The organism is Pseudorhizobium flavum (genome assembly GCF_044142885.1).
Lineage (GTDB): Bacteria > Pseudomonadota > Alphaproteobacteria > Rhizobiales > Rhizobiaceae > Neorhizobium > Neorhizobium flavum.
Genome location: NZ_JBIOKZ010000008.1, coordinates 50,424 through 77,107, shown reverse-complemented (window position 1 = coordinate 77,107; position 26,684 = coordinate 50,424). Strand labels below are relative to the sequence as shown.

20 protein-coding genes are annotated in these 26,684 nt (G+C 63.8%); 7 read left to right on the top strand and 13 right to left on the bottom strand.

The annotated features are described in order from the left end of the window. Positions 1-112 precede the first annotated feature (112 nt). Positions 113-952 (top strand): ferredoxin--NADP reductase, encoded by an 840-nt coding sequence (locus ACEPP2_RS15720; protein WP_395517135.1) that lies wholly within the window; start codon positions 113-115, stop codon positions 950-952. Between the two features lie 156 nt (positions 953-1,108). Here the strand turns inward: ACEPP2_RS15720 and ACEPP2_RS15715 are convergent, their stop codons facing one another. The 7 genes from ACEPP2_RS15715 to ACEPP2_RS15685 all read right to left on the bottom strand — a co-directional run bounded on the left by ACEPP2_RS15715 (position 1,109) and on the right by ACEPP2_RS15685 (position 12,655). Continuing rightward, positions 1,109-1,543, bottom strand: a complete 435-nt coding sequence (locus tag ACEPP2_RS15715; protein WP_395517134.1) for a hypothetical protein — start codon at positions 1,541-1,543, stop codon at positions 1,109-1,111. A gap of 1,110 nt (positions 1,544-2,653) precedes the next feature. Beyond that, positions 2,654-4,042, bottom strand: coding sequence for a P-loop ATPase, Sll1717 family (locus tag ACEPP2_RS15710; RefSeq protein WP_395517199.1), 1,389 nt, complete (start codon positions 4,040-4,042; stop codon positions 2,654-2,656). 540 nt (positions 4,043-4,582) lie between these two features. Next, positions 4,583-7,867: an excinuclease ABC subunit UvrB gene (uvrB, locus tag ACEPP2_RS15705; RefSeq protein WP_395517133.1), complete on the bottom strand. Its 3,285-nt coding sequence runs from the start codon at positions 7,865-7,867 to the stop codon at positions 4,583-4,585. Between the two features lie 98 nt (positions 7,868-7,965). Then, positions 7,966-8,358: a GFA family protein gene (locus ACEPP2_RS15700; RefSeq protein WP_395517132.1), complete on the bottom strand. Its 393-nt coding sequence runs from the start codon at positions 8,356-8,358 to the stop codon at positions 7,966-7,968. Between the two features lie 61 nt (positions 8,359-8,419). Then, complete coding sequence (locus tag ACEPP2_RS15695) at positions 8,420-9,628, bottom strand: MFS transporter (protein WP_395517131.1); 1,209 nt, start codon at positions 9,626-9,628, stop codon at positions 8,420-8,422. A 132-nt stretch (positions 9,629-9,760) separates the two neighbouring features. Further along, complete coding sequence (locus ACEPP2_RS15690; RefSeq protein WP_077546088.1) at positions 9,761-11,584, bottom strand: SLC13 family permease; 1,824 nt, start codon at positions 11,582-11,584, stop codon at positions 9,761-9,763. A 180-nt stretch (positions 11,585-11,764) separates the two neighbouring features. Next, the gene (locus tag ACEPP2_RS15685; protein WP_395517130.1) at positions 11,765-12,655 is read right to left on the bottom strand and encodes an HNH endonuclease; all 891 of its coding nucleotides are present in this window, start codon (positions 12,653-12,655) and stop codon (positions 11,765-11,767) included. A gap of 232 nt (positions 12,656-12,887) precedes the next feature. Here ACEPP2_RS15685 and greA point away from each other — a divergent pair, with 232 nt between their 5' ends. The 3 genes from greA to ACEPP2_RS15670 all read left to right on the top strand — a co-directional run bounded on the left by greA (position 12,888) and on the right by ACEPP2_RS15670 (position 15,770). After that, complete coding sequence (gene greA, locus ACEPP2_RS15680; protein WP_395517129.1) at positions 12,888-13,379, top strand: transcription elongation factor GreA; 492 nt, start codon at positions 12,888-12,890, stop codon at positions 13,377-13,379. 189 nt (positions 13,380-13,568) lie between these two features. Then, entirely contained in the window at positions 13,569-14,333 is a 765-nt protein-coding gene (locus ACEPP2_RS15675) for an AAA family ATPase (protein WP_395517128.1), read from the top strand. Between the two features lie 135 nt (positions 14,334-14,468). After that, the gene (locus tag ACEPP2_RS15670) at positions 14,469-15,770 is read left to right on the top strand and encodes a PQQ-dependent sugar dehydrogenase (RefSeq protein WP_395517127.1); all 1,302 of its coding nucleotides are present in this window, start codon (positions 14,469-14,471) and stop codon (positions 15,768-15,770) included. A 102-nt stretch (positions 15,771-15,872) separates the two neighbouring features. Here the strand turns inward: ACEPP2_RS15670 and ACEPP2_RS15665 are convergent, their stop codons facing one another. The 3 genes from ACEPP2_RS15665 to ACEPP2_RS15655 form a co-directional block, all read right to left on the bottom strand. Beyond that, on the bottom strand, positions 15,873-17,255 hold the full coding sequence (locus ACEPP2_RS15665) for a PRC-barrel domain-containing protein (protein ID WP_395517126.1): 1,383 nt from the start codon (positions 17,253-17,255) through the stop codon (positions 15,873-15,875). 259 nt (positions 17,256-17,514) lie between these two features. Continuing rightward, the gene (locus ACEPP2_RS15660; protein WP_281977352.1) at positions 17,515-17,748 is read right to left on the bottom strand and encodes a hypothetical protein; all 234 of its coding nucleotides are present in this window, start codon (positions 17,746-17,748) and stop codon (positions 17,515-17,517) included. Between the two features lie 75 nt (positions 17,749-17,823). Then, complete coding sequence (locus tag ACEPP2_RS15655) at positions 17,824-18,456, bottom strand: hypothetical protein (RefSeq protein ID WP_395517125.1); 633 nt, start codon at positions 18,454-18,456, stop codon at positions 17,824-17,826. 171 nt (positions 18,457-18,627) lie between these two features. Between ACEPP2_RS15655 and ACEPP2_RS15650 the strand changes: the two genes are divergently transcribed. Further along, on the top strand, positions 18,628-20,025 hold the full coding sequence (locus ACEPP2_RS15650) for an aldehyde dehydrogenase family protein (RefSeq protein WP_395517124.1): 1,398 nt from the start codon (positions 18,628-18,630) through the stop codon (positions 20,023-20,025). Positions 20,026-20,033: 8 nt separating this feature from the next. Here ACEPP2_RS15650 and ACEPP2_RS15645 read toward each other — a convergent pair whose 3' ends face one another. After that, positions 20,034-20,897 carry a DMT family transporter gene (locus ACEPP2_RS15645; RefSeq protein WP_077546078.1) on the bottom strand — a complete coding sequence of 288 codons (864 nt, stop codon included), beginning with the start codon at positions 20,895-20,897 and terminating at the stop codon, positions 20,034-20,036. Positions 20,898-20,989: 92 nt separating this feature from the next. Between ACEPP2_RS15645 and ACEPP2_RS15640 the strand changes: the two genes are divergently transcribed. After that, on the top strand, positions 20,990-22,414 hold the full coding sequence (locus ACEPP2_RS15640; RefSeq protein WP_198467648.1) for an aminotransferase-like domain-containing protein: 1,425 nt from the start codon (positions 20,990-20,992) through the stop codon (positions 22,412-22,414). On the opposite strand, the gene ACEPP2_RS15635 is transcribed toward ACEPP2_RS15640, so the two are convergent. Then, on the bottom strand, positions 22,415-24,412 hold the full coding sequence (locus tag ACEPP2_RS15635) for a putative bifunctional diguanylate cyclase/phosphodiesterase (protein WP_395517123.1): 1,998 nt from the start codon (positions 24,410-24,412) through the stop codon (positions 22,415-22,417). Positions 24,413-24,621: 209 nt separating this feature from the next. On the opposite strand from ACEPP2_RS15635, the gene ACEPP2_RS15630 reads away from it, so the two are divergent. Then, positions 24,622-26,196 (top strand): GMC family oxidoreductase, encoded by a 1,575-nt coding sequence (locus ACEPP2_RS15630; protein WP_395517122.1) that lies wholly within the window; start codon positions 24,622-24,624, stop codon positions 26,194-26,196. A 4-nt stretch (positions 26,197-26,200) separates the two neighbouring features. On the opposite strand, the gene ACEPP2_RS15625 is transcribed toward ACEPP2_RS15630, so the two are convergent. Further along, positions 26,201-26,608, bottom strand: coding sequence for an acyl-CoA thioesterase (locus ACEPP2_RS15625; protein ID WP_052638281.1), 408 nt, complete (start codon positions 26,606-26,608; stop codon positions 26,201-26,203). Between the last annotated feature and the right edge of the window lie 76 nt (positions 26,609-26,684).

The following is a 26,684-nucleotide window of genomic DNA, read 5'->3' as shown; positions in this document are numbered from 1 at the left end:
CACATATTTTCCGGGCGCGCCGCGGCATAAGCACGCGGGTGCCTTCAATTCGCGGGGCGGATGGTATATTTCGCTCCCCAGCCCACCAGACGACAAGCGAAACGGACGCCGCATGAACGCTCCAGCCAAGACGGAAGACTTCGTTGCCCCCGGGACCGAGAACAAGCGGGCCGGCATTCCGGACAATGTCTATGCCGAGACGGTGCTGGCGGTGGAGCACTATACGGACTTCCTGTTCCGCTTCCGCATGACGCGCCCGGCCGGCTTCCGCTTCCGCTCCGGCGAATTCGCGATGATCGGCCTCATGGTCGGCGACAAGCCGATCTACCGCGCCTATTCGATCGCCAGCCCCGCCTGGGACGAGGAACTGGAATTCTTCTCCATCAAGGTGCCGGACGGGCCGCTCACCTCGCACCTGCAGAAGATCAAGCCCGGCGACACGGTGCTGATGCGCAAGAAGCCGACCGGCACGCTGGTGCTCGACGCGCTGACGCCGGGCAAGCGGCTCTACATGTTCTCCACCGGCACCGGCATCGCGCCGTTCGCGAGCCTGATCCGCGATCCGGAGACCTACGAGAAGTTCGACGAGGTGATCCTCACCCATACCTGCCGCGAGGTGGCGGAGCTGAAATACGGCTTCGACCTGATGGAGGAGATCCGCAACCACGAATTCCTCTCGGAGATCGTCGGGATCAAGCTGAAGCACTACCCGACCGTCACCCGCGACCCCTCCTATCCGAACCAGGGCCGCATCACCGACCTGATCGAGAGCGGCAAGCTGTTCACCGATCTCGGCGTGCCGCCGCTCGACCCGGCCACCGACCGCGGCATGATCTGCGGCTCGACCGAGATGCTGAAGGACACCAAGGCGCTGCTCGAGGCCGCCGGCCTCACCGAAGGCGCCAACAGCCAGCCGGCAGAATTCGTGATCGAACGGGCGTTTGTGGGGTGAGGCGCGTCCGGGCGCGACGCGCCCGGCAAAACGCTCCAGTGGAGCGTTTTGAGCGCCGAACGCCCTGAGCCCAAAGCGAAGGGCCAGGGGGCGTTGCGTCATGCTCGCGCTCTTTCCGCGTCGAACGCCCGAAGCAAATGGCCGGGGGGCGGCGCCTCATCCTCTCGCCCCTTCCGACCCGTCTTTCCCCGACGTCCGCTCCCTGTCGAACTGCGCCAGCCGCTTCTCCCGCGCCCGCCGCTCGGCGTCCCATTTTTCCCTCCGCCACCTGCCGGGCTCGGTTCGGGCAATGGCAATCCCCAGGTCGTCGCCCGCCCGGCGTTCTCCCTCGCGCGTCTCGAACCAATGCGGGTCCGTGCCGAGAAAATGCCAGGCGGCATTGGCCTCATGATAGACGACGTCGAAGATCCGGCGCTGCTCGGCCGTCAGGTTCCTCATGCAGCAGCGCTCGCCGGTGGAGCGGAAGCACCAGAGGCAGCGGTTCTTGCGGCGGCACGCGCGGCGCCGGCAGACGAGCTGCGGAAGGGCCAGCGCCTCGGCGGTGCGGGCGGCGAGTAGCGGGTCGATGGCAGGTGGCTTGGTGTCGGACATGGTAACCCCTTGGCGATCCTCGGTTTTCGCTTCGCTCTCCCGACGAGGACGAAGCAGGTGTTGGACGGGGCGCTGAAAGCTGCCTCGTAAAGTTAGTTTATGTGGCACCTCTCAGCGCCCCGTTCGGCAGTTTGTGCCCGCGACTCCGGTCTCTCTGCAAGGGTCGAATGGGGAGGTGTTTGCCCGCCGGTTTCCCGGGTTCCGAGGCTCCTTGCCCCGGCATCTCGTCGGACCTGGAGGTCCGGCGACACCATCCTCATCGACCCCCCTGTGTGCCGCACAGGCACGCCTGGCGCGCTCTTTCGGGCATCGGAAGCAGGTGGCCGGTCCGAAACCATCCCGCTTCCCCCGTGTCGCTGGAGGGAGACCATTTTCCGCGGACCCCGATGATGAAGGTTCACGTCGTCCCTTCACCACCAGCGCCGGCCCCGCCTCGCCAGGACGCCTCCTGGTGTATCCGCGGCGGGACGGGGGTAGTGTAGGCACAGGTTTGGGGGGGCGGGGATGCGGAGGGGGTTAAGTGATCGATATTTGGTGGGTGGGGATGCGGTTTTGGTGTGAGGAAGGTGCCGAGTTCGCCTCTGTCATCCCGGGCTTGAGCCGGGACGCAGCCGCCGTGCGTCTGCACGGCGAGAGAACTATTCGTGGGCATTGGATGTCTATGTGTCCTGCGCCGCAGACGCGGTGCTGCTGGATGCCTGTGACAAGCACAGGAATGACGAAAAAGCGTCGCCGGAGGGAGATCATTCTCCGCGGACCCCGATGGTGAAGGTTCACGTGGTCCCTTCACCACCAGCGCCGGCCACGCCTCGGCAGGACACTCCTGATGTATCCGCGGCGGGACGGGGGATCATGGGCACGGGTATGGAGGAGGGGAATGAAATTTTTTTTCGGGGTGGGGGACGGACTGGGCAAAACCTCCACGTAGGGATGCAGGGCCAGCCGGATCCGCGGGTGGGGTACGAGGAGGCAGTTAAGGAGCTTCTGTCTGGGGGCGGGACAACAAAGGAAAATAGATAAGGGAAACCTGCGAAGCAGCGCTCTTCGTGTTCGATGGCAGATATATTTGGGTAGTCAAATGCAGCTCAGCTGTATCGCGATCAATTTTGACTACGGGATGTTTAGAGCCTTTCGTAGACCTACATGGATCGATATATCATTTCCGATAACAAAATTGGAGTTTCTGTTCCTATATCTGAACGTGTAATGTTCACCGTTGCCAGAATTAACCACCGTTCCTATCGCACTACACTCGAAAAGCGCTCGTAAAACCGCGTACATCTCATCGATATCGTACTTTAGGTGGCGAGCCTTCAACTCTAGATCCCGTGTTGAAATCCTTCGCTTGCCGAACATCCCAATAAACTCAATCCAGTCCTTTGGTGGCCTAGATTTCGTATAACCTTCAAGTTCATCCTCGACCTCTCCAACGAAATAATCAGTCGAATAAATTCGTGCGCCGGATAGAACAAGATTCGGCTTTAATCTCTCTCCTTCGCGCTGTACCTCTGCTATCTTTCGCATCAGGGTCAGAAAATCTCGAGGTGTATGCCTCGTCTGCTCGAGAAGGTACTTAGGCGCTGGCGTTCCAGATATCTTGAAATCGAAAAAGGCGCGAAAAAAATCTCCCCCAAAATTGGTCTTTTTATTGACCATATCCAGTAGTAGTGAACGGTCTGGATTTCTTGGATTCTGGTACCAGTCTACATACTTACACTTATCCTGTCTTATTTTATTTTTGTTCGCTCCCGAAATACGCTCGTATAGATCGGTTCGGCAAACTATAATAAATTTTAACTTTACCCCATTCTGTTTTAATAGATCATTTAGCCTGTCGACTTCGAAAACAAGGGAGCCAAGGCTATTGTACTGAACTGATCTGGTGGTCAGGATGTCATCCAGGCCGTCTAGCATTATTATGTGGTTAGAATCTGTCCTGCAGCTGCAAATTATTCTCTTCATATTGTGGACGAACATGGGAATATCGTTCACCTTGTCAATGCTGGCGAAATCTTCGCTGCTCTCGAAGACATAAGGTATCGTAAGCTTGAATGTTTTCCTGGACGTGATATTCGCAATGTGTCTCAATGAACTGTTGGGCATGAAACCCATTTGCTTTAGACTGTTGACGGTTTCGTTGTAACTCACGGCATCCGGATGCCACACACCCTCGTCCCGTGAGAGCGATTCCAATGCAATTATGAGGAGTAGCCAAGCCCAAGCATCAGGAAACTTGGCCTCGGGCTCTTGGTCACCGCGGATTATTTTCGAGAAATTTTGGAAGCTGAAATCTTCTAGTTGGTAAATAGTAGAAAAGCTGTTGTATCTATTCTGCAATTCGAGATCTAAATGGTTAACCAACGCACTTTTGCCGGCACCTTTATTGCCTAGGTACAAAAATGTCGGGCCCTCCAGTGCGCTCTTAGTTAATCCCTGTTCGTCGAAATAACCCTCCCGCAAAAGACTGGGTGCCTCCGTTCGGTCTCGGCTCGAGCAAATCCAAAGTTGATCGATCGCAAATCATAGCTTGTGTTCATAAATCAAAATCCCCCGATACGTTACGATTATCACTCAGTAGGCAAAGATCAAGGCAGTCATCTGTATTGTGCTGGACGGTCGCTTGGGGGGCTTGGTGGTCGATAGCCAGTGCTGGTGCCGGTTCAAGATCTCTCAGAGTTGGGTTTTGGTTTCTTTCCGAGAGCAAGAAGCGCCGGTACGTAAATGAGTGAGTAAGGCGCGGCTGAGCGATACTGTATACGCCAGATCTTCGAGATGGATCTAACCTTGCACATGGCCGGTTGCGCCGGTAGCACCTTTACGTCCTCGACTTAAGCGATGGGTGTTAGTCGGGATTCTGGCAAGGCACTAGGTTCTCGAGATGCCCTGACTCTGGTTCCGGTTCCTCAGTTGGCGCAATCGAGCGCGTATACTGGCTTGACAGCAAATGTCCGGGAAATTGCCGTTCGCATATCGCGTGCAGGCTCATTCGACTGCGCCCCTGCATCCTTCTCCCCGTAAAACGGAAGAAGGGTCTCGGAACTACCGCCCCGGACGCCCGGTCTTGCCCTTCGTCCGCCCCTTGCGCTTCTGCTCGCCGGGATCTTCGTAGCTGCCGACGCCGACCTTACCCCGGATGACGGGTCCTCGGATCGAGTCCGAGGATGGATCATCCTTGGGTCCTCGGGTCAATCCTCGGGCCTGACCCGAGGACGAGGATGACGAACGAGAGGTGGGTGTCTCGCCGCGTTCCGGCTGGCCCTCCAGGAGCGGCGAGAAGCGCTTTTTGGTGCTGACCGTTTCCGGCGGGCGGGTCGGCAAGGTGCCTTGCGCCGGCTTTTCCGTGCGTCCAACGGTCATTTCATCCAGCGTGTTCTTGCGGAAGAGCGATGTCTCCGGGCCTCCGGTCTGCCCTTCGCTTTCGCTCCGGGCGTTCGTCGCTGCAATCGATTCACTGGATCGATTGCCCTGTTGCGCAGACCGCTCCTCACCATCGAGGGTGTTCTTGCGGAACAGGGGTGTCGGCATGTCGGTGCCGGGGCCCATGTTGTCGAGCGTGGGCTTGGCGAAGTAGGAGGCGGGTTCCGACGATCTCCCCCCTTGAGGGGGAGATGCCCCGATAGGGGCAGAGGGGGGTGAGCCTTCGGGGGCAGAGGGTGCGGTGCCCCCCTCTGTCCTGCCGGACATCTCCCCCTCAAGGGGGGAGATTGGCCTGCGGCGGCCGCTCGGCCCACCATTTCTCTCGGCTTTGCCACCCCGTTCCTGCGCCCGTGCCTCGTCCTTCGCAATCGGATCGTCCATTGCCGACAGTTCCACCGCCTTCAACCGCTTGATCTCGTCGCGGAGGCGGGCGGCTTTTTCGAAGTCGAGGTCGGCGGCCGCGTTGCGCATGTCCTTTTCCAGCGCGTTGAGATGCGCCTGGAGGTTGTTGCCGACGAGGTGGCCGCCATCGGCAAAGCCCTTGCCGGAGACGCCGGAGATATCGGCGCGGACGTGGTCGCGCTCGTAGACGGAATCGAGGATGTCGGAGATGTTGCGCTTCACCGATTCCGGCGTGATGCCGTGTTCGGTGTTGTAGGCCATCTGCTTTTCGCGGCGGCGCGCGGTCTCGTCCATCGCCCGCTGCATGGAGCCGGTGATCTGGTCGGCATAGAGGATGACCTTGCCGTCGACGTTTCGCGCGGCGCGGCCGATGGTCTGGATGAGCGAGGTTTCGGAGCGGAGAAAACCTTCCTTGTCGGCATCGAGGATGGCGACGAAGCCGCATTCGGGAATGTCGAGACCCTCGCGCAGCAGGTTGATGCCGACCAGCACGTCGAAGGCGCCGAGGCGCAGATCGCGGATGATCTCGATGCGCTCCAGCGTGTCGATGTCGGAATGCATGTAGCGGACGCGCACGCCCTGTTCGTGCAGGTATTCGGTGAGGTCTTCCGCCATGCGCTTGGTGAGCACGGTGCAGAGGGTGCGGTAGCCCTTGCTCGCGGTCTCGCGGATCTCGCCGAGCACGTCGTCGACCTGGCTCTTGGCCGGGCGGACTTCCACCGGCGGATCGATGAGGCCGGTCGGCCGGATGACCTGTTCAGCGAAGACGCCGCCCGCCTGTTCCATCTCCCAGTTGCCGGGCGTGGCGGAGACGGCGACGGTCTGCGGCCGCATGGCGTCCCATTCCTCGAAGCGCAGCGGCCGGTTGTCCATGCAGGAGGGCAGGCGGAAGCCGTACTCCGCGAGGGTAGCCTTGCGCCGAAAATCGCCGCGATACATGCCGCCGATCTGCGGGATGGTGACATGGCTCTCGTCGATGAAGATCAGGGCGTTGTCGGGGATGTATTCGAACAGCGTCGGCGGCGGCTCGCCGGGGCGGCGGCCGGTGAGGTAGCGCGAATAGTTCTCGATGCCGGCGCAAGAGCCGGTCGCCTCCATCATCTCGATGTCGTAGCGGGTGCGCTGCTCCAGCCGCTGGGCTTCCAGCAGGCGGCCGGCGGCCTCGAGTTCGGCGAGGCGGTGCTTCAGCTCCTCCTTGATCGACTTGATGGCGGCATTCAGCGTCGGGCGCGGCGTCACATAGTGCGAGTTGGCGTAGATCTTGACGCTCTTCAGGTCGCCGGTCTTCTGGCCGGTGAGCGGGTCGAACTCGGTGATCGCGTCGATCTCGTCGCCGAACATGGAGATGCGCCAGGCGGCATCTTCCAGGTGGGCGGGGAAGATCTCGATCGTGTCGCCGCGGACGCGAAACGAGCCGCGCTGGAAATCCATGTCGCGGCGCTTGTACTGTTGGGCGACGAGATCGGCGAGCAGCTGGCGCTGGTCGAGCCGGTCGCCGACGGCCATCTGGAAGGTCATGGCGGTATAGGTTTCCACCGAGCCGATACCGTAGATGCAGGAGACGGAGGCGACGATGATGCAGTCGTCGCGCTCGAGGATGGCGCGGGTGGCGGCGTGGCGCATCCGGTCGATCTGCTCGTTGATCGACGATTCCTTCTCGATATAGGTGTCGGAGCGCGGCACGTAGGCTTCCGGCTGGTAGTAGTCGTAATAGGAAACGAAATACTCCACCGCATTGTCCGGGAAGAAGCTCTTGAATTCCGAATAGAGCTGGGCGGCGAGCGTCTTGTTAGGGGCGAGGATGACGGCCGGGCGCTGGGTCGCCTCGATCACCTTGGCCATGGTGAAGGTTTTTCCGGAGCCGGTGACGCCGAGCAGGACCTGGCTGCGCTCGCCGGTGTTGATGCCCTCGACGAGATCGGCGATCGCCGTCGGCTGGTCGCCGGCGGGCTGGTAATCGGAGGCCATGCGGATGGCGATGCCGCCTTCGGACTTTTCCGGCCGGGCCGGGCGGTGCGGCGTCCACAGCTTGCCGTCCTTGAACAGCGGATTGCCGGATTCGATGAGCTTGGCGAGCGCATCCACCGTGGCGGTGACGGCGCCGGGGGCGAGCGACTTCGCCTCCTCGAGGCTCACGTCCAGCCCGGCGACCGGGTTGAGGCCGGCGGCGGCGCGGGTGGCCGGGTCCGACGAGGCGCCGATGGAGACGCCGCGGGCGGTTTTGGAGGCGGTGGTGTGCTTGGCGGTTTTCGGCTTGTCCTTGGCCGCCTCCTTGATCGCGGCTTCGCGGGCGGCGATCTCGATCTTCTTGCGGTGCTTGCCGGCTTTCGAGGCGATCTCGCGCTGGGTCTCGATGCCCGAGGCTTCCGCCTCCGCCTCCATCTGCTTCACCCAGTCCGACACGCTGCCGCTGAGCGGCGCGCCTTCGAAACCGGATTGCGGGGCTTCCTCGAAACCGTCGTTTTTCGGGCTCGAGGGCGGGGACTTGCGGGGGGATCTGGCCATCGCCGGAATATGGCGAGAGTCCGGGGGAAAGTGAAGGGGCGGCGGTGGAAAATGAGTACAAAAGGGAAACGCGAAAATGCTGTCGCCGCCCGGTGACGTCAGTCTTCCGCGCGGCCGGTGCCTTCGCGGTCGCGCTCGTAGTGATGCTTCAGCGGGAAGGGCGGCAGCCAGTGCTCGCGGCGGACGGTCCAGAGCTCGTAGCTGGGGGTGAACTGGTCGGGCGCATCGAGCGCGCCGAGCGCCACCTCGATCTCGTCCTCGCTGACGCCGAAGACCGAGGAACCGCAGCGGGGGCAGAAATGCCGGCCGCGGTATTCGGATGTCTCGCCCTCGATCGTCACGGCCTCGGCGGGGAAGATCGCCGAGGCGTTGAACAGGGCGCCGTGATGCTTGCGGCAGTCGAGGCAGTGGCAGAGGCCGGTGCGCCAAGGCTTGCCGCGGGCGGTGAGGCGGACCTGGCCGCAGAGGCAGCCGCCGGTGACGTCGTCCATGATGCGCTCCTTCTTATCGTGACGGGAGGCTAGGGCGATGGCCCGGCGGCGGCAAGTTTTCTCAGGCGACGGCGCCGGCCGGTTGCGGGTCCTTGTTCGGCAGCGGCGGGAAGGCGAGCGCAATGAGGACCGCGCCGAGGCCGACGAGGGCGGAGCCGATGAACAGCCACTGGTAGCTGGCGAAGGCATCGAAGGCCCAGCCGCCCGCGAGCGGGCCGAAGGCCATGCCGACGGAGGAGAGCATGGTGGCCGCGCCGAAGACGGTGCCCACCACATGCGGCCCGAAATATTCCCGCGCCAGCACGGCATAAAGCGGCATGACGCCGCCATAGGTGCCACCGAAAATCACCGCCAGCGTGTAGAAGCTCGTGAGATCGTCGGCGGCGAGATAGGCGGAGATCACCGCCGCCTGGACGAGGAGGCCCGTGACCAGCACCGGCTTGACGCCGATCCGGTCGGCGAGCACGCCGAAGAGCACGCGGCCGCCGAGCCCGGCCAAGCCCTCGACGCTGTAGATGCTGACGGCGGCCATGGGAGCGATGCCGCAGAGCATGGCATAGCTCACCATGTGGAAGATCGGGCCGGAATGGGCGGCACAGCAGGCAAAGAAGGTAAAGCCGAGCACGAGGAACTGCGGGGTCAGAAGCAGGCGCGACAGCGGCTGGCGGCGGGCCTCGACGGCCTCCGCCTGTTCCCCTTCGGACAGCGCCGGCGGGCGGCGGATCAGGAGCGCGGTCGGCAGCAGGATCGCCCAGGCGCCGACGCCGATCACGAGCATGGCAGTGCGCCAGTCAGTGGCGGAGATGAGATGGCGGGCGAGCGGCGAGACGGTCATCGGCGCCATGCCCATGCCGGCGGAGACGAGCGAGACGGCAAGCCCGCGCTGCTCGGTAAACCAGGTCATCACGGCGGCGATCATCGGCGCGAAGAAGGCGCTGGCGGCAAGCCCCAGCAGCGTGCCATAGGCGAGCTGGAAGGCGAGCAGGCTTTCGGCGCGGCTTGCCAGCACCAGCGCCAGGCCGAGCAGGACCGACCCGATCAGCACGACGATCCGGGCGCCAAAGCGGTCGGTGAGCGAGCCCCAGAGGAAGCCGCCGACGCCCATGACCAGGAAGTTCAGCGTCATGGCGGTGGAAATGCCGCCGCGCGACCAGCCGGTCTCGCTCGCCACCGGTTCCAGGAAGATCGCCAGCGAAAACATGGTGCCCGCCGCCACGCAGCCCATCAGCCCGCCGGCGGCGACAATTACCCAACGATATGCACTTGCCATGACCCTCTCCCGTACAAGGCCGGCGGTGGCGCCGGCGAGGTTATATGAGGCAAGGACGGATGGGGAGAGGGGATTCCGACAGGGGGTGGCAGATACAGCGATACTGGCCAAGTGAACCGAAAGGATCCTGCATCAGAACGGCAGCAGGAGCGGCACGAGCAGGACCGTGACCACCAGCGCGACCATCGCAAACGGCACGCCGATCTTGACGAAGTCACCAAACCGGTAGTTGCCCGGCCCCACCACCAGCGTGTTCACCGGTGATGAGACCGGCGTCATGAAGGCCGCAGAGGCAGCCAGGGCAACCGTCATGGCGAGTGGATAGGGCGAGACGTCGAGCGCGCCGGCAAGCGCTATCGCAACCGGGGCCATGAGCACCGCAGTTGCCGTATTGGAGATGAAGAGCCCCAGCACCGCGGTCAGGACAAAAAGCGTTGCCAGTACGACACGCGGCGGGGCCCCGCCCACCATGGCCAGCAGCCATTGGGCGACGATATCGATCCCGCCCGTCCGTTGAAGCGCAATGGAAAAGGGCAGCATGCCGACGATCAGTATGAGCGTTTGCCAGTGGACGGAGCGATAGGCGGCATTCATGTTGATGCAGCCAAACAGGCCGAACAACAGGCAGCCGAGCAAGGCCGCGACGACGTTGGGGACGATGCCGGACGCCATGAGCGCGACTGTCGCGAGCAGAATAACCGCGGCATGGGGAGCGCGGTCGGATGCTGGCGCCACATCCTCCATCTCTATCGGTGCGTTGAGCAGGATCAGCCGCTCGGCACGTTGCGGCACGCGAGCGATCGCTCGCCAGGGACCGATCACCAATATCGTGTCGCCGGTCTGGAGGACGACGTCGGTTACAGGCGTGTCAATCGCCTCCCGGCCTCGGCGGATACCGAGCGCGACAAGATCCGTCAAACTGCGGAAACGCCCGTCCACGACTGTCTTGCCAACGAGGCTCGAGTCTGGCGACACGAGCAGTTCGGCCATTCCAATCTCCTGTGAACGGTCACCAAAATAGGCATTTCCGAGCGCGAGCCGGGCAAGCCCATACCGTTCGGCCAACGCGTCCATATCGAGATCCGGCGACCGGGCGTCGATCAGCATCACGTCGCCGACTTCGATACGGCTCTCGGCCTTTGGCCGCATCAATTGCCGCCCGAAGCGGGTGGCGCGCTCGATCGCGATGATATTGATGCCTTCGCTCCCCCGAAGATCGAATGCGCTCAGGCGGTCGCTGACAAGCGGAGAACTCGGCCGCACGACCAGCCTGTGCTCCCTGCCTTCCAGCCGGTAGGCCTTGGCTAAGTGGCCAAGTGTCGGGCGCTTCACCGGTTCGGTCGGCGCCGCGTCTCGACCGAGGAACCGCTTGGCAATCAACATATAGACGATGGCCAGTGCAAGCAGGGGCATACCGAACGGCGTGAAGGCGAAGAAGCCGAAGCCTTCAAACCCGTTGCGAACAAGTTCACCATGGACGACGAGGTTCGGCGCTGTGGCGACGAGGGTCATCATGCCGCTCAGGAGTGCTGCGACCGAGAGCGGCATCATCAATCGTCCGGCAGGTATTGATGCATTGCGCGCGATCCGCAGCACGATCGGGATGAAGATCGCTACCACGCCCGTCGAACTCATGAACGATCCGATGCCGGCGACCACGACCATCAGAAGCACGATCAGCCGGGCCTCGCTGCGTCCTGCCTTGCGCACCAGCCAATCGCCCAGGCGCTGTGCGATCCCCGTCCGGACGAGCGCCTCGCCGACCACGAACAGGGCGCCGATCAGCACGATGTTGGGGTCGGCGAAGCCGGCCAGCGCATCATCAATGCCGATCACGCCGGTCAGGGGCAGGGCGACCACCATGATCAGCGCAACGGCATCCATCCGGGGACGCCCGAGCGCGAACATGATGATGGCTAAAACGAGCAGGAAAAGAACGATTGCGAGGTCAGGCATGGGGGAGATCTATCGTAAACGGTGCGAAATCCCAAGGCTGCCGGAGCTTGGGGAGGAGTTACGATGGATCTCGAGCAGGTTGAGGGTTGCACTGGTGCAATGACAGAGGGGCGAGGAACTCCCGATGGAAAAGCGTCGCTTGTTGCGGGAGGCCCGCTACTTCACCGACCAGTTCAACCGCTACTGCTTGAAAACATTCTCCCGATGCCAACTAAGGTATCGAGGATGAGGTCGATATCGGAGTTCGGTGGGTACGCGAGCGACGAGATCCTTCGTCAATAGATGCGTCACGTCCTCATTGAGATGGCGTGAGCAGATGATTTTGTAGTCATCCCCCATAGAAAGTAGGCCTCGATCGACCATCCAGTGAACTGTCCCGGACAAGGCGATACCATTCTGCACCGAGTCATTTCCGCCGCGTTCCACCGGGATGATATGTGCGGCTTCCACTTCAGGGCGACCGCCGCCGTTGATGAGACGCAAACCGGTAAACGCACAGGTGCGATCGTAGACGGTACGGATATGTTGTCGGAACTTGGCGTCGCGGAAGGGACGGCTGATTGTCTGCAGCAGTATGGGTCGCTCGAAATCACCTACATCATAGGAGGACTGTGGCGCCTCTTCAAAGTGGAGGATTGTCTGGCTTTCCAAACGAGCGGGCCATTCGTCTTCCTGTCCAAGGCCTGCCGCGACGATGGAGGCGAATTCCTCCTCTTCGATGATACGAACGGCTTGTACGCTGCGCCCGGGATTAATGGATAGATCTGGTCCGACGAGCTTCCTCTCGAACCCACCGCCGGCCACGTAATCTACAGGCGCATCGAAGTCCAAATAGTCTTCAAGATGAGCGTAGAAGTGGTCATCTCTACGTGGATCCGGTTTAACTGATGAGACCCGCGCCAGGCCGGAATAGTATCTGCTGCGCATCCGAGGGAGTGGACCATAGTAAATTACCCAGTCCCCAACCGTCTGCCGAACACGAGAAAAATAAGTCTTAGGGAAGTGATAGCGGATGCCCGTGACGTCGTCATAAGTGCTGTCGACTTTGTGGTAGAAGATTCCCTTCGCCATTCCCTCACCATACGAACTGTCCCGCTCTTAGGAGTACCTCTCGATCTGTATCTGGAAAAGAGGCTAAAGCGAACCGGGCGACATTTGATGGGCACCCCCAAACACTTGCGGGCGGGGTGAAGTTATTCCACCTCAGCTGTTTCATGCGAGCCACACCCAAAGCTGGAGGAGTTGCAGCCTTCGGCCTATATCCGGTTAAAGCGCAATCCGTCAGGCAAGGAGCCCCCCCACCATGAGCGTTGCCTTCGTCAAGGAAGAGAATGCGGAAACGGCGGCGGAGACGTTGTTGCCGGATCGTCCTGTCTCGCCGCATCCGAACCTCGTGACGGAGGCGGGGCTGGAGGCTTTGAAGCGGCAGCTGGAGGAGGCGCGGGAGGCTTATGGGGCGGCAAGCGCCATCGAGGACGTCAACGAGCGGCGGCGGCAGGCGGCGGGGCCCTTGCGGGATCTGCGCTATTTCACCGAGCGTGTGCGTTCGGCGCAGGTCGTGCCCGAGCCGTTGGCGTCGGAGGTCGTGGCCTTCGGCAGCACGGTGACCTTTTCGCGGGAGGACGGGCGGGTCCAGCGCTACCGGATCGTCGGCGAGGATGAGGCCGATCCCAAGGCGGGCACGATTTCCCATGTGTCTCCCGTCGCCCGGCAGCTGATGGGCAAGCGGGTGGGGGACGTCGTTTCGGTCGCGGAGCAGGCACTGGAGCTCGTTGCGATTTCCTGCGACCGGTGAGCCTTGCGCGGAGCCCGGCGGTGCGAGGGCTGGGGATCTCCCGATCCTGAACGGATCGTGCCGCAAGGTCCGAAGCGGCAGACGCGCCGACCTGCCGATCCGCCATCCTCGACCCGCCTTCGGGGACGCCGGCCCTTGATCGGCCGTATTGCTCCTGTCACGAAGGGTTCTGGAGATTGGCGGGCTGCGATGCGGAAGACCAGATTGACGAACCTGCCGGCGCCCTATCTGAAGCGCCTTTCGGTGCGCGAGGATGCAAGCCTCGGCGGCGACTATCCGTTCAACCTTCCCTGGCTCGACGGGGATTTTTCCCTCGATTTCGTAACCCCCGTGACGATCATCGTGGGGGAGAACGGCACGGGCAAATCGACGCTGATCGAGGCGGTGGCCGCGCTCTGCGGCTATGACGAGGCGGGCGGCGGCAAGGGCTACAGGCCTCTCGACCACTCCCGCGCGGTGGACCGGAGCGGCGCGCTGCTGGCCTCTGCGCTCAGGGCGGCCTGGCTGCCCAAGGTGACGGCGGGCTGGTTCTTCCGCGCCGAATCCTTCTTCTCGGTCGCCCGCTTCCTCGACGAGGCCGCCCGCGACGCCCATGCGGCACCGCCGGATTTTCTCTCCTGGAGCCATGGCGAGGGCTTCGTGCGCTTCTTCGAGGAGCGCATGAGCCGGCAGGGCATCTATTTCCTCGACGAGCCGGAAAGCGCGCTTTCGCCGAAACGCCAGCTGGAACTCTTGCGCCTTCTCCACCAGATCCAGGAGACGGCCAGCGCCCAGATCATCATGGCGACGCATTCGCCGATCCTCATGGCGGTGCCGGGCGCGCGGCTTCTGGAAATCACCCGCGGAGGCCTCATGGAAACGGAGCTTCGCCAGACGCGGCACTTCCGGCTCTACCAGGATTTCACCAGCGACCCGGAGGACTTCGTCGACCGCGCCTTGCGGGACGAGATATGATGGCGGGCGAGGGGGGGGCCGGGGTGTTTGGTCGGCGCGGCTCCCTTGTGAAATATCCCGATCCGCCTCTGGTGCTTCCGGTGCAAAGGCTTTAGCGTCCAGCTTTCCCTTTTTCCTGTTTGTTCGAGGCGTCTCATGGCCGAGCCTTCCCTGTTAGCCCGTCTTGTTGCCCTTGTGGGCGATGTCACCGTTGCCGTCCGTCATTCCCGCGATGGCGAGCGCGCGCCGGTCTATGGCACCGCGCCGGCCATTCCGGAGGCCAAGCCGCAAGGCAAGCTGCCGACCCTGAAGATGCCGACCGCGAAGGGCTGGGAGGGCGATCATAAGCCGACCGCAGCGCCAGGGCTGAAGGTCAATGCCTTTGCGCGCGGGCTCGTGCATCCGCGCAACATGCATGTGCTGCCGAATGGCGACGTGCTGGTGGCCGAATCGATGAGCGAGCCGGAAAAGCCCGGCAGCCTCTTCGACCATGCCATGACGGCGACGATGAAGCGGGCGCGGGCAGCCGGCGATAGTCCTAACCGGGTGACGCTGCTGCGCGACGCCGACGGCGACGGCGTGGCGGAGGAGAGCCATGCCTATCTCGAAAACGTGCGCCAGCCCTTCGGCATCGCGCTGGTCGGCGACACGCTCTATGTCGGGGCGAGCGATGCGCTGCTCGCCTATCCCTACGAGCCCGGCGCGACGAGGATCACCCAGCCGGGCCGCAAGCTGATGGACCTCGTTCCGGGCGGCCACTGGACGCGCAACCTGATTGCCAGCAAGGACAAGAGCAAGCTCTATGTGGCGGTGGGGTCGCTCAGCAACATCGCCGAGCACGGCATGGCGGTGGAGGAAAACCGCGCCTGCATCCACGAATACGACATCGCCTCCGGGCAGTCGCGCGTCTTCGCGGGCGGCCTTCGCAATCCGGTCGGCATGGCCTGGGAGCCGTCGCGGGAGATGCTCTGGACGGTGGTCAACGAGCGCGACGGGCTGGGCGACGAGACGCCGCCGGACTACCTGACCTCGGTCGTCGACGGCGGCTTCTACGGCTGGCCCTTCTGCTACTGGGACCGGGTGGTGGACGACCGGGTGCCGCAGGATGCCGCCAAGGTCGCCTCGGCGCTGCAGCCGGATTATGCGCTCGGCGGCCATACGGCCTCGCTCGGGCTCTGCTGGCTGCCGGAGGGAACGCTGCCGGGCTTTCCGGCCGGCATGGCGATCGGCCAGCACGGCTCGTGGAACCGCTCCAAGCTTTCCGGCTACAAGCTCGCCTTCGTCGCCTTCGAGAACGGCAGGCCGGTCGGCATGCCGCGCGACATTCTCACCGGCTTCCTGTCGCCGGACGAGAAGCATTCCTATGGCCGCCCGGTCGGCGTGGCGCTTGCCGCCGATGGCGCGGTGCTGATGGCCGATGATGTCGGCGACGTCATCTGGCGCGTCACCGGGGCGTGACACGGCGATCGGTCAGGCGCGTCCGTAGCACTCGCCGCCCGACCACAGCAAAAAAAGGCGGCGGGAACACCCGCCGCCTCCAATGAGCCGGATTGTCGGCAATCAGCGTGCGCCGAGCGTGACCGGATGGTCATCGGGAAGCGCCTGATAACGGTCGCTCTGGAAGTTCTCCATGCCCTCGATCTGGCGCTCGGTGACATTCGGCGCCTCGAGCGTTTCCTGGTCGGTGACGTGGAGCGCCGAGAGCGGAACGGCCGCGCGGTTTTCACCGAGGCCCAGGAAGCCCCCGGAGGTGACGACCGCGTAAAGGCGGTTGTCGACGTTCACTACCTCTTCGATGTCGCCGAGCTCGTTGCCGTTGGCGCCGACGATGTCATAGTCCTTGATGTTGGCGACGGTCAGCGAGACCTCGCGGGAAGATCCGGCCGCGACAGCGGAATTTGCGTCGTCCCGGGCGCTGCCCTCTGAAATCGCTGCGGTGTTCTGCCGGTCCACCTCTTCGCCGTCCTCGTTACGGGCCTGGCGCTCGTCCGTGGCCTGGCGATTCTGGTTGGTGGCCTGACGCTCTCCGGCGGCCTGGCGGTTCTGGTTGCCGGCCGTCTGCCGTTCGCCCTGCTCGAACCGAACTTCCGGCTCGCCTTCGGCACGGTTCACGCGAACCTGCGCTTCCTCGGCGGTGTAGCGGATTTCCGGCTCCTGCTCGGAACGCTGCATCTGCACCACCGGCTCGCCGGAGCGCTGAAGCTGGACATTGGCCTGCTCCTGCTCCTGGTTGCCCTGCCTGCGAACCTGCGGCTGGCTTTCGCTGACCTGCACCTGGGGCTCGCCCTGCTCGACCTGGACTTCCGGCTGCGACTGGCTCACCTGCACGTCGGGCTCAGGCATGCGCACGGTGATCTGCGGCTGCGGAATGTTGACGGTCACCGTCGGTGCGGGCTGGTGCACGGTGATCTCCGGCTGCTGCTGCTGGACGGACACGCGCGGATTGGCCTGCTGCACGGTGACGTCCGGCTCCGGAACATCAACGCGGATCGACGCCTGATCCTCGACGACCACGTCGGCTTCGCCCGTGGCATTCCGGCGCTGGCGGTCCATGTTCGCCATCTGCTCTTCCACCCGGCCAAGTGCTTCTTCGGCCTGCTGCGAATTCTGCTGGGCCAAGGCCTGCTCGGCTTCCTGCAGCGGCTGGCGGATCTGCGCGACGGAATTGCTGCGCGTGCCCTCGGGACGGTTCTGTGCCTGCTGGTTCAGCTGGCGACGAGCTTCCTGGACGGCTTGGCGTGCAGCCTGGATATCGTTATTGTCAAGCGCCTGCAGGGCCCGCTGGATATGCGCCTGGACGCGGGTCGCGGCGGCATCGGGGCGCAAGGATTGGACTGCGCTGTTGTTCTGATTGTTGGAGGTCGCCGGCGTCTGTTGTGCGAGCGCGTTCGCCGGAACGAGTGCGGTACCTGCCATAAGGGCAGCAACATAGATCATCTTCATGGATGTTACCTCTCTATCTCATGATTGGTTCTCCATGCGCCGGGGTGTCGGGGACGTGCTGTCCTCGCCGTACGCACACCCTCCTAAGTCGGAGCGCGGGCGACAGTTCCAGAAAAAGCCGTAATTTTGCCTTCTTCTTCAACAGCAACATCAATGGGTTGGCGTTTTGCTGCTGCTGAGCAGCAGGGCAGGGACGGGGAGCGGCCGCGCCGCGCCCGTTCCGCACAGGGCGGGGTTCCAGCCGTCGGAGCCGCCGGTTCTATGCGCTCTTGAACGTCACCGTCACGCCGCGCTGGCGGAAATAGGCCTGCATCAGCTTGCGGCCGGAACGGTTGTTCTGGGCGAGCCTAGCGGGATCGAAGACGGCTTCCTTCTGGCCTTCGCGAGCGAGGGCTGCCTTGAGGCTGGCGATATGGGTGTCGAGATCGGCATTGTCGGCCGCCAGCGACTGGTAGATACGGTCGGTGGCCTTGGCCACGGTCAGTTCGCTCACCGGGATACTCCTGTTGGTGTGTCGTGTGGCGGGCGCTTAGCATGATTTTCAGCTTTGCCATACCGGGACGGCGTTTCAGCGGAGGAGGCCGTCGAGGTCGAAATCGTCCCATCCGGCGAGCGGCGGTGATTCGCTTGAAGCACTGCCTGCGGTTTTCGGGCTAGACTTGTTCTTCTTCAGCGAGCGGGCGAGCTTTGCCTTGAAGGCAGCACGTCGCCGGTTTTCGGCCGCCGCTGCCTTGTCGTGCTCGCGCCATTCGTCCACCGTGCCATGGTCGAGCAGGTCCTTGACGAGCTTCGGGTCGAAGACATGGAAGGTGATCTGGCGAGCGCGGCCGCGAAGCTTGACGGTGCGCGTGCCGGCACTTTTGAGCCGTCCGTCCTCCAGCCAGCGGTGGCGTTCGGTGGTGGAGATCGACAAGATATCCTGGATCTCGCGGGGGATAACCGGCAGGTCCTCGATGGATTCGAGGGCTTTCGACACGCTGGCGGCGGTGTGGCGGAATTCCGCCTCGGCGTCCTCGGGCATGGAGAGCGTCAGGGTTGCGACGGTGTAGTCGAGAGACTTGCGCACCGCCGTCGGCAACCCCGCGCGGATTTCCAGAAGGATGCCCTTGGCCCGAACGAGCGACCCGAAGGTTGCTGCCGCCGGCAGGCTCCAGGTTTCGGTGAGTGTCGGGATGTCCGTGGTTTTCTTGCTCTTCGCCATCGCGGCAGCATGTGGCGATCGGGAGAGCTGGCGTCAATGGATGCGCGGCCGGCACCAATTCCGGCCGATCAAAATCGACTCGCCAGCGATTGAGGCCTGGCCCAAGCTCGGTTACCACCTTCAGGAAGAAGCGGGTGCGGCGGTGGACCTTGTTCACGGCAAGGAGGGCGAATGGACGGCGACAGGATCGAAGCGACCGTCACGCGGCAGAAGGCGGCAGTTGCGGAACGGCGGCTGCGCTTCGGGCTGGAGGAGCGGAAGGGAGCCCTTGCCCATCTGCGCCAGACCATCGAGCGGCGCGAGCGGGATATCGTCGAGGCCCTCCGTCGGGATTTCGGCAAGCCGGAGCCCGAGGTCATCCTGACCGAGATCCTGCCGGTGCTGCAGGAAATCCGCCATACGATGCGGCACCTGAAGCGGTGGATGCGGGAACGGCGCGTTGCGCCGACACTTGCCACCCTCGGCACCTCTGCCCGCATCCGTCCGGAGCCGCGCGGGCTCTGCCTGATCATCGCGCCGTGGAACTATCCGTTCAACCTGGCGCTTGGGCCGCTCGTCTCTGCGCTGGCGGCAGGCAACAGTGCGGTGGTCAAACCGTCGGAGATGACGCCCGCCACCTCGCAGGTGATCGCCGACATCATCGAGGAGACCTTTCCGCCCGATCTCGTCGCTGTGGTCCAGGGCGGCCGGGAGGTTTCGCAGCAACTTCTCGACCAGCCCTTCGACCATATCTTCTTCACCGGCAGTCCAGAGGTCGGCAAGATCGTCATGGCGGCGGCAGCTCGCCATCTCTCTTCGGTGACGTTGGAGCTCGGTGGCAAGTCGCCGACCATCGTCGGGCCGGGTGCCGATCTCGACAAGGCTGCGCGGTGGATCGCCTTCGGCAAATTCGTCAATGCCGGCCAGACCTGCATCGCTCCCGACCACGTCTTCGTCCATCGCAGCATCGAGGCACGCTTTTCAGAGGCGTTGCGGGCAGCGATCCGCCATGCCTATGGCGCGGATCCGCAGGCGAGCCGCGATTATGCCCGCATCGTCAACGCTCACCACGCCGAGCGCCTTCGCGGCCTGCTTCAGGATGCAACGGACAAGGGTGCCCGGATCAGCTTCGGCGGCGAAGCGGAGGGCACCTATCTTGCGCCGACGCTGATCGAGGCGATCACGCCGCAGATGGACATCGACCGCGAGGAGATCTTCGGCCCGGTTCTGCCGATCATGGCCTATGACGGGCTGGACGAGGTGATTAACCGCATCAACGCGCGGCCGAAGCCGCTGGCTCTCTACATCTTCGAGAAGGATGCGGCTTTCGCAGAGGAGATCGTCGCCCACACCTCTTCCGGCGGCGTCGGCGTCAACCTTACCACCATGCACTACAGCCATGCGGGTCTGCCGTTCGGCGGCGTCAACAATTCCGGCATCGGCGCGGCACACGGGTATTTCGGCTTTCAGGCCTTCAGCCACGTCAAGCCGATCCTCAAGGAGCGCTGGTCGGCGGTGCCGATGCTCTTTCCGCCCTATCGGCCGCGCGTCGAGCGGCTGATCCGCATCGCAAAGCGTTTCCTCGGATAGCGGCCTGTTCAGCGGGCAAATCGTTTCGCGCCGGCCACGCAGAGGATGACGGCGAGCGTTATCGCCAGCATCGCCGGGCTCACGGCTTCACCGAGCAGGGTGGCCGCAAGCGCCAGCCCCAGGAAGGGCTGCAGCAGTTGCAACTGTCCGACCCCGGCGATGCCACCGAGTGCGAGACCGCGATACCAGAACACGAAGCCGACCAGCATGCTGAAGACGGACACATAGGCGAGGCCGAGCCAGGCGGGGCCGCCGGTCGTTTCCAGCGTCGGCGGCACGGTGGCAACCGCCAGCGCCACCATCACCGGCAGCGACAGGACGAGCGCCCAGGAGATCACCTGCCAGCCCCCGAGCCGGCGGGAGAGGCGGGCGCCTTCTGCGTAGCCCAGCCCGCAGGCGAGGATGGCCGCCAGCATCAGCATGTCGCCGGTCGTTGACGTGGTCAGCCCATCCTTCAGCGCAAAGCCTGCTACCAGCGCGCTGCCGAGGCAGGAGAACAGCCAGAAAGCCGGCTTCGGCCGCTCGCCAGCGCGAAAAACGCCGAAGAGGGCGGTAGCCAGCGGCAGGAGGCCGACGAAGACGATCGAGTGCGCGGCGGTGACATGTTCCAGCGCCAGGGCCGTCAACAGCGGAAAGCCGACGACGACGCCGAGCGCCACGACCGCCAGCGGCAGGAGGTCGGTCCGCACCGGCCGCTTTTCGCCGAAGGCGGCAAGCAGGAGAATTGCGAGGAGACCGGCGATTGCGGCGCGGGCACCCGTGAGGAAGAGCGGGTGGAAATCCGCCACCGCGACCCGCGTTGCCGGCAGCGAGCCGCTGAAGATTACGACGCCCAGGAACCCGTTGATCCAGCCGCTCGTCGTCCTGTCCATGCTGTTGTTCCTTCCGTTTCCGTGATGTTGGAGGCTAGGACGTCGTGGATGGCGTTTGAAGCGACAGTGCATTACAGTTCGCACAAACTGTAATGGTGCAAGAGGCAGTACGGATGGATGTTTCCTCGACGGCAAACGGGGGACAGACGGCGCGGGTGGTCGCGGCGATCCGCCAGCGCATTTCGGCGCGGGCGCTGTCTCCGGGCGCAAGGTTGCCGTCGATCCGCAGCTTCGCACGAACCATGGGCGTTTCCACCTCCACGGTCGTGGAGGCCTATGAGCGGCTGGTGGCCGAGGGACTCATCCAGTCGCGGCCGGGTTCGGGATTCTATGTGACCCGGGTGCCGCAGCCGCTTGCGCTGGCCGAGATCGGTCCGCGCCTGGAGCGGGCGGTGGATCCCTTCTGGGTCTCCAGGCAGTCACTGGAGGCGGGAGGCGACGTGCTGAAGCCCGGCTGCGGCTGGCTGCCTGCGTCCTGGATGCCGGAGGCGGAGCTGCGCAAGGCGCTGCGCCGGTTCGCGCGCGCAGAGGCCGGCCATCTGGTGGACTACGGCACGCCGCTGGGGCATCCGTCGCTGCGCCGGCTTCTGTCGCTGAGGATGAGCGAGCACGGCGTGGTGGCGCCGGCGGACCAGATCCTGCTGACGGAAAGCGGCACGCAGGCAATCGACATGCTTTGCCGGCTGCTCGTCGAACCAGGCGACACGGTTCTGGTCGACGATCCGTGCTACTTCAACTTCCTGGCCCTGCTGCGCGCCCATCGGGTCAAGATCGTCGGCGTGCCATGGACGCCGTCGGGGCCCGACCTGACGGCATTCGCGGCGGCACTCGGCGAGCATCGTCCGCGGCTCTACATCACCAATTCCGGCCTTCACAACCCCACCGGTGCCATGCTCTCACCGGCGACCGCGCACCGGCTGCTTTCGCTGTCGGGGGAGGCGGGGCTGACGATCATCGAGGACGACATCTTCGGCGATTTCTGCGAGGAACCCGCGCCGCGGCTGGCCGCGCTCGACGGTCTCGACCGGGTGATCCAGATCGGCAGCTTCTCGAAGACGCTGACGGCAGCGGCGCGCTGCGGCTACATTGCCGCGCGACCGGAATGGATCGAGCGTCTTTCAGATCTGAAGATTGCGACGACCTTCGGTGGCAATCCGGTTTCCGCCGATCTGGTCCACGCGATCCTGCGCGACGGCAGCTACCGGCGCCATCTGAATGGACTCCGCGACCGGCTGGCGCGTGCCAGGGGAGACGTGGCGTCAAGGCTTCGGGCGCTCGAAATCCGCCCGTGGATCGAGCCGCGAGGCGGCATTTTCCTGTGGTGCCAGCTGCCTGACGGACTAGATGGCGCAGAGTTCGCGCGGCGGGCACTGGCGGAGGATGTGGTACTGGCGCCTGGCAACGTGTTCAGCGTCTCGCAATCCTGTGCCGCCTTCATGCGCTTCAATGTGGCGCAGTGTGCGGATGAGCGCGTCTTTGCGGTGCTGAAGCGAGCAATAGCCGCTGCGACGGTCTGATCAGGCTTCCGCGGTAATGGACCGGGCGTTGCCGGCATGGCTGTCTATCCAGGTCCGGAGCGTATCCTGCGGCATGGGGCGGCCATACAGGTAGCCCTGGCCGAAGCGGCAGCCAAGCATGCGCAGGACCTCGGCATCCTCCGCCGTCTCGACCCCTTCGACCACGATGTCGATCGACAGCGCATGGCCCATGCCGACCAGTGCCGAGACAAGGGCCTGGTTCGGGCGGCTCTGCGCAATGCCGCTGACGAAATTGCGGTCGATCTTCAGTCGGTCGACCTTCAGGTCCATCAGGTAGGCGAGCGAGGAGTGGCCCATGCCGAAATCGTCGACGGCGATGCGGAAACCCATCTGCTCGAGACGCCCGAGTTCGGCGCCGGCGGCGACCGTATCGAGCATGGCCTCCTCGGTGATCTCGACCTCGAAGCATGACGGGTCGATGCCGAAGAGTTCGACGACCTCGCGCAATGTACTGGAGAGCGAATAGGCGGAAAATTCGCCCGGCGACACGTTGATAGCGACTGAGAGGCCGGCAAGGCCCATCGACGGCAGATCGCCCACGAGCTTTGCAGAGGCCATGGCAACATGCCGCGTGAGGGCCTCGGAAGCATGGGCAGAGCGCGCGGCACGGACGATCTCCGGTGGCGCCACCGGGCCGAGCGAGGGATGGGTCCAGCGGATAAGTGCTTCGAAACCGGTGACGCTGCCATCGGCGAGGCCGACCTGCGGCTGGAAGAAGACCTTGATCTCCCCAGCCGCGAGCGCCGCCTGGACATCGATTTCCAGCTGCCGCTGGCGGTCAAGCTGCCGCTTCATCTCCGGGTCGAAGATGCAGACGCGCCGACGGCCCTGGTCCTTGGCGGCATAGAGCGCGATATCGGCACAGGCGAAGAGTTCGTGCGGCAGGCGGGCATGATCGGGGAAGAGTGCGAGCCCGATGCTGGTGCCGGTCGTGACCTCGCGATCGTCCACCACGATTGTCTCGGCAACACGGGCCATGAAGCCTGTCGCCGCCGCACGGGCTCGCGCAAATGCGTCCGGTCCCTCCAGTACGACGGCGAACTCGTCACCCCCAAGGCGGACCACGAGTTCTCGGTCACTGGCCGTCTCCTGAAGCCGCCGCGCAAGTTCCACCAGCACGGCGTCGCCGACGGAGTGTCCCATCGTGTCGTTGATGGACTTGAAGCCGTCTAGGTCGATGATCATCAGCGCCACCGGGCTGTCGTCGCGCCGACTGCGATCCAGAACCTCGGCGAGACCGAGGTTGAAGGCGGCACGATTGCCAAGGCCGGTCAGCGCGTCGCGGCTCGCGAGTATCTCCAGTTGCTGGTTCGTGGACCGGATCTCCGCGTTGGCCTTCGACAGCGAGCGCGCCAGCGACACTGCCTTCAGGCGGTCGCCGTGGCTGGCGATGAAGTTCTTCTCGCTGATAAGGCTGCTGCGGAACATCATCACCATCAGCAAGAGAACGTCGACCGACACCACGACGGCGATCAACGAGCCGGTCATCAGCAGCGATGTGACTGCGGCAAGCATCTGCGGCGCGCCGAACAGGATGGCGACCCTGGAATAGGCGGTGCTCTGGATGATCGAGCCGGCGCAGATGCCGGCAATGATGAAGATGACGTAGGCATGCGCCCGGTCCCCTTCGACTGCAAGTCCAAGGAAGGGAACGAAGGCCCAGAGACATCCGCTGACGAAGGCTGCGCCGCTCAGGAACCGAAGGGTAAGCTCGGTGTGACGAACTGCTCCGTCATTGCGATGGATGATCACGGATGCAAAGACACGTGCGAGGTTCAGTCCGCAGATAGCCGATAGCCAATAGATCAATGCATCGGATGGCTGGTGAAGCCACAGGATGGCGGCCGTCGTCAGTGCGATGAAGCTGTTCGCCCAGATGGAGATCGTCAGGGAGTGAAGAACGGCACGGGCCTGTGCGATGCGGATTTCGGACGCGATGGTTGTGGCGCTTCCGCCCGCTTCCTGCGATTCCAGCATTCACCTGCCCCCGTAACAGCTTTCAGCTCGGAAACAGTAGCCCACTGACGATAATTTACGTTTAACGGAGACGAGACGATGCGAAGCATCTGAGGGATGCAGTCACCGGCGTTTCTCGCAGCGCCCGTGGGAAACCGCTCTTCGCCGTGGCCGGCCGGTGACGAGCCTGCTACCAATGCGGTGGTGCGGACGCCGGGAGGGGCGAGGGAATGTACGACTACATCATCGTGGGTGCGGGCTCGGCCGGCTGCGTGCTCGCCAACCGCCTGTCCCGGGATCCGGACAGGCGCATCTGCCTCATCGAGGCAGGACCTCCCGATACGAGCCCGTTCATCCACATGCCTCTCGGCCTCGCAGGGCTAGCCCGTATTCGCTCGATCAACTGGGGCTACTCGACCGAACCGGAAGCGGAACTTGGAGGGCGGCGGCTCTACTGGCCGCGCGGGCGCACGCTGGGCGGTTCGAGCTCCATCAATGCGATGATCTACATGCGCGGCCACCCGCAAGATTACGAGGGGTGGGCGAAGCTTGCTGGCGACGAGTGGGGATGGGAGAGTGTGCGCCGGCTGTTTCTCCAGATGGAGCGCAATGCGTCGATCACCGACGACCACCACGGCACCGAAGGCGAACTCTGCGTCAGCGACTTGCGACACGTCAATCCGCTCAGCCGCGCCTTCGTCGAGGCGGGCGTGCAGCTCGGATATCCCCGCAACGCCGATTTTAACGGAGCGAGCCAGGAGGGCTTCGGCCTCTACCAGGTCACCCAGCGCGACGGCCGGCGGTTCAGTTCCGCACGGGCCTTCCTTGAACCGATCAGCCACAGGCCAAACCTCGAACTTCGCACCGGGGCGCAGGTGCAGAGGGTCGTGATCCAGCACCGGCGCGCCATCGGTGTCTCGCTGGCCCACGAAGTGCTGAGACTGAAAGCCGGCGGCGAGGTGATCCTCTGTGGCGGTGCCATCAACTCGCCGCAGCTGCTCATGCTCTCCGGCATCGGCAATGGCAATGACCTGGCCGGTATCGGAATAGAGATTGTCCATCACCTGCCGGCGGTGGGCGAGAACCTGCAGGACCATCTCGACATCACGGCAATGGCGAGTGCAAACGGCCGCGATGCGATCGGTCTCAGCCTCGGCGGCCTGCCGCGGCTTTGGAAAGCCTGGCGTGCTTATCGCCGGGGAGAGGGGGAACTGACAAGCAATGTCGCCGAAGGTGGCGGCTTCGTGCGCAGCGATCCGTCCCGTGACCGGCCGAACCTGCAGTTCCATTTCATTCCGGCCTATATGCGCGACCATGGCCGGCAGGTCTCCTTCGGCTACGGCTTCACCCTGCATGTATGCGATCTTCTGCCGAAGAGCCGCGGCCGCATCCGGCTTGCCTCTCCCGATCCGGCGGCTGCCGCTGCGATCGAAGCCAGCTATCTCTCTCATCCGGACGATGCCGGGACGCTGCTGGCAGGCCTGAAGATCGCCCGCCAAGTGTTGGCGGCGCCCGCATTCGCTCCGTACCGCCGCGCCGAGGTGCTGCCGGGCGAGGAGATCCAGTCGGACGATGAATTGCTTGCGTTCATCCGCGGGCGCGCGGAAACGATCTACCATCCGGTCGGCACCTGCCGCATGGGAAGGGACGACGGTTCGGTGGTCGATCCGCAATTGCGGGTCAGGGGCGTGGAGGGGCTGCGCGTCGCTGATGCATCGGTCATGCCGACGCTCATCGCCGGGAACACGAACGCACCGGTAATGATGATCGCCGAGAACCTGGCGGGTATGATGCGGCGAAACTGATCCCTCAGTTGGCGGCTGGCTGCTCTTCCTCGGGCGGCACCGGAACGGGGTGTCCGCTCTCATCCAGCGCCACCATGATGAAGGTGCCTGCGGTGACCTTCTCCAGTATGCGGTGGCGGGCCCGATGCGCCCAAGCCTCGACCTGAAGCGTGATCGAGCTGCGGCCGACGCGGGTAATTTCAGTGTAGACATTCAGGGTGTCACCGATCTTCACCGGCAACTGGAATGCCATTTCCTTGACCGCCGCGGTGACCACGCGGCCGCGGGCGCGCTCGGCTGCCCTGATTCCACTCGCAAGGTCCATCTGCGACATCACCCAACCGCCGAAGATGTCGCCCGCGGCGTTGGCATCGGCGGGCATTGCCAGGGTCCGCAGAGTGAGTTCGCCGGTGGGGCGGGAGCCGTGGTTCATGGGAAGTCCTTTTCGAGCGTACAACAGTCGTCAATGCGGTGCATACCAGCACTGGTACGAGAATGACATGCTGCGT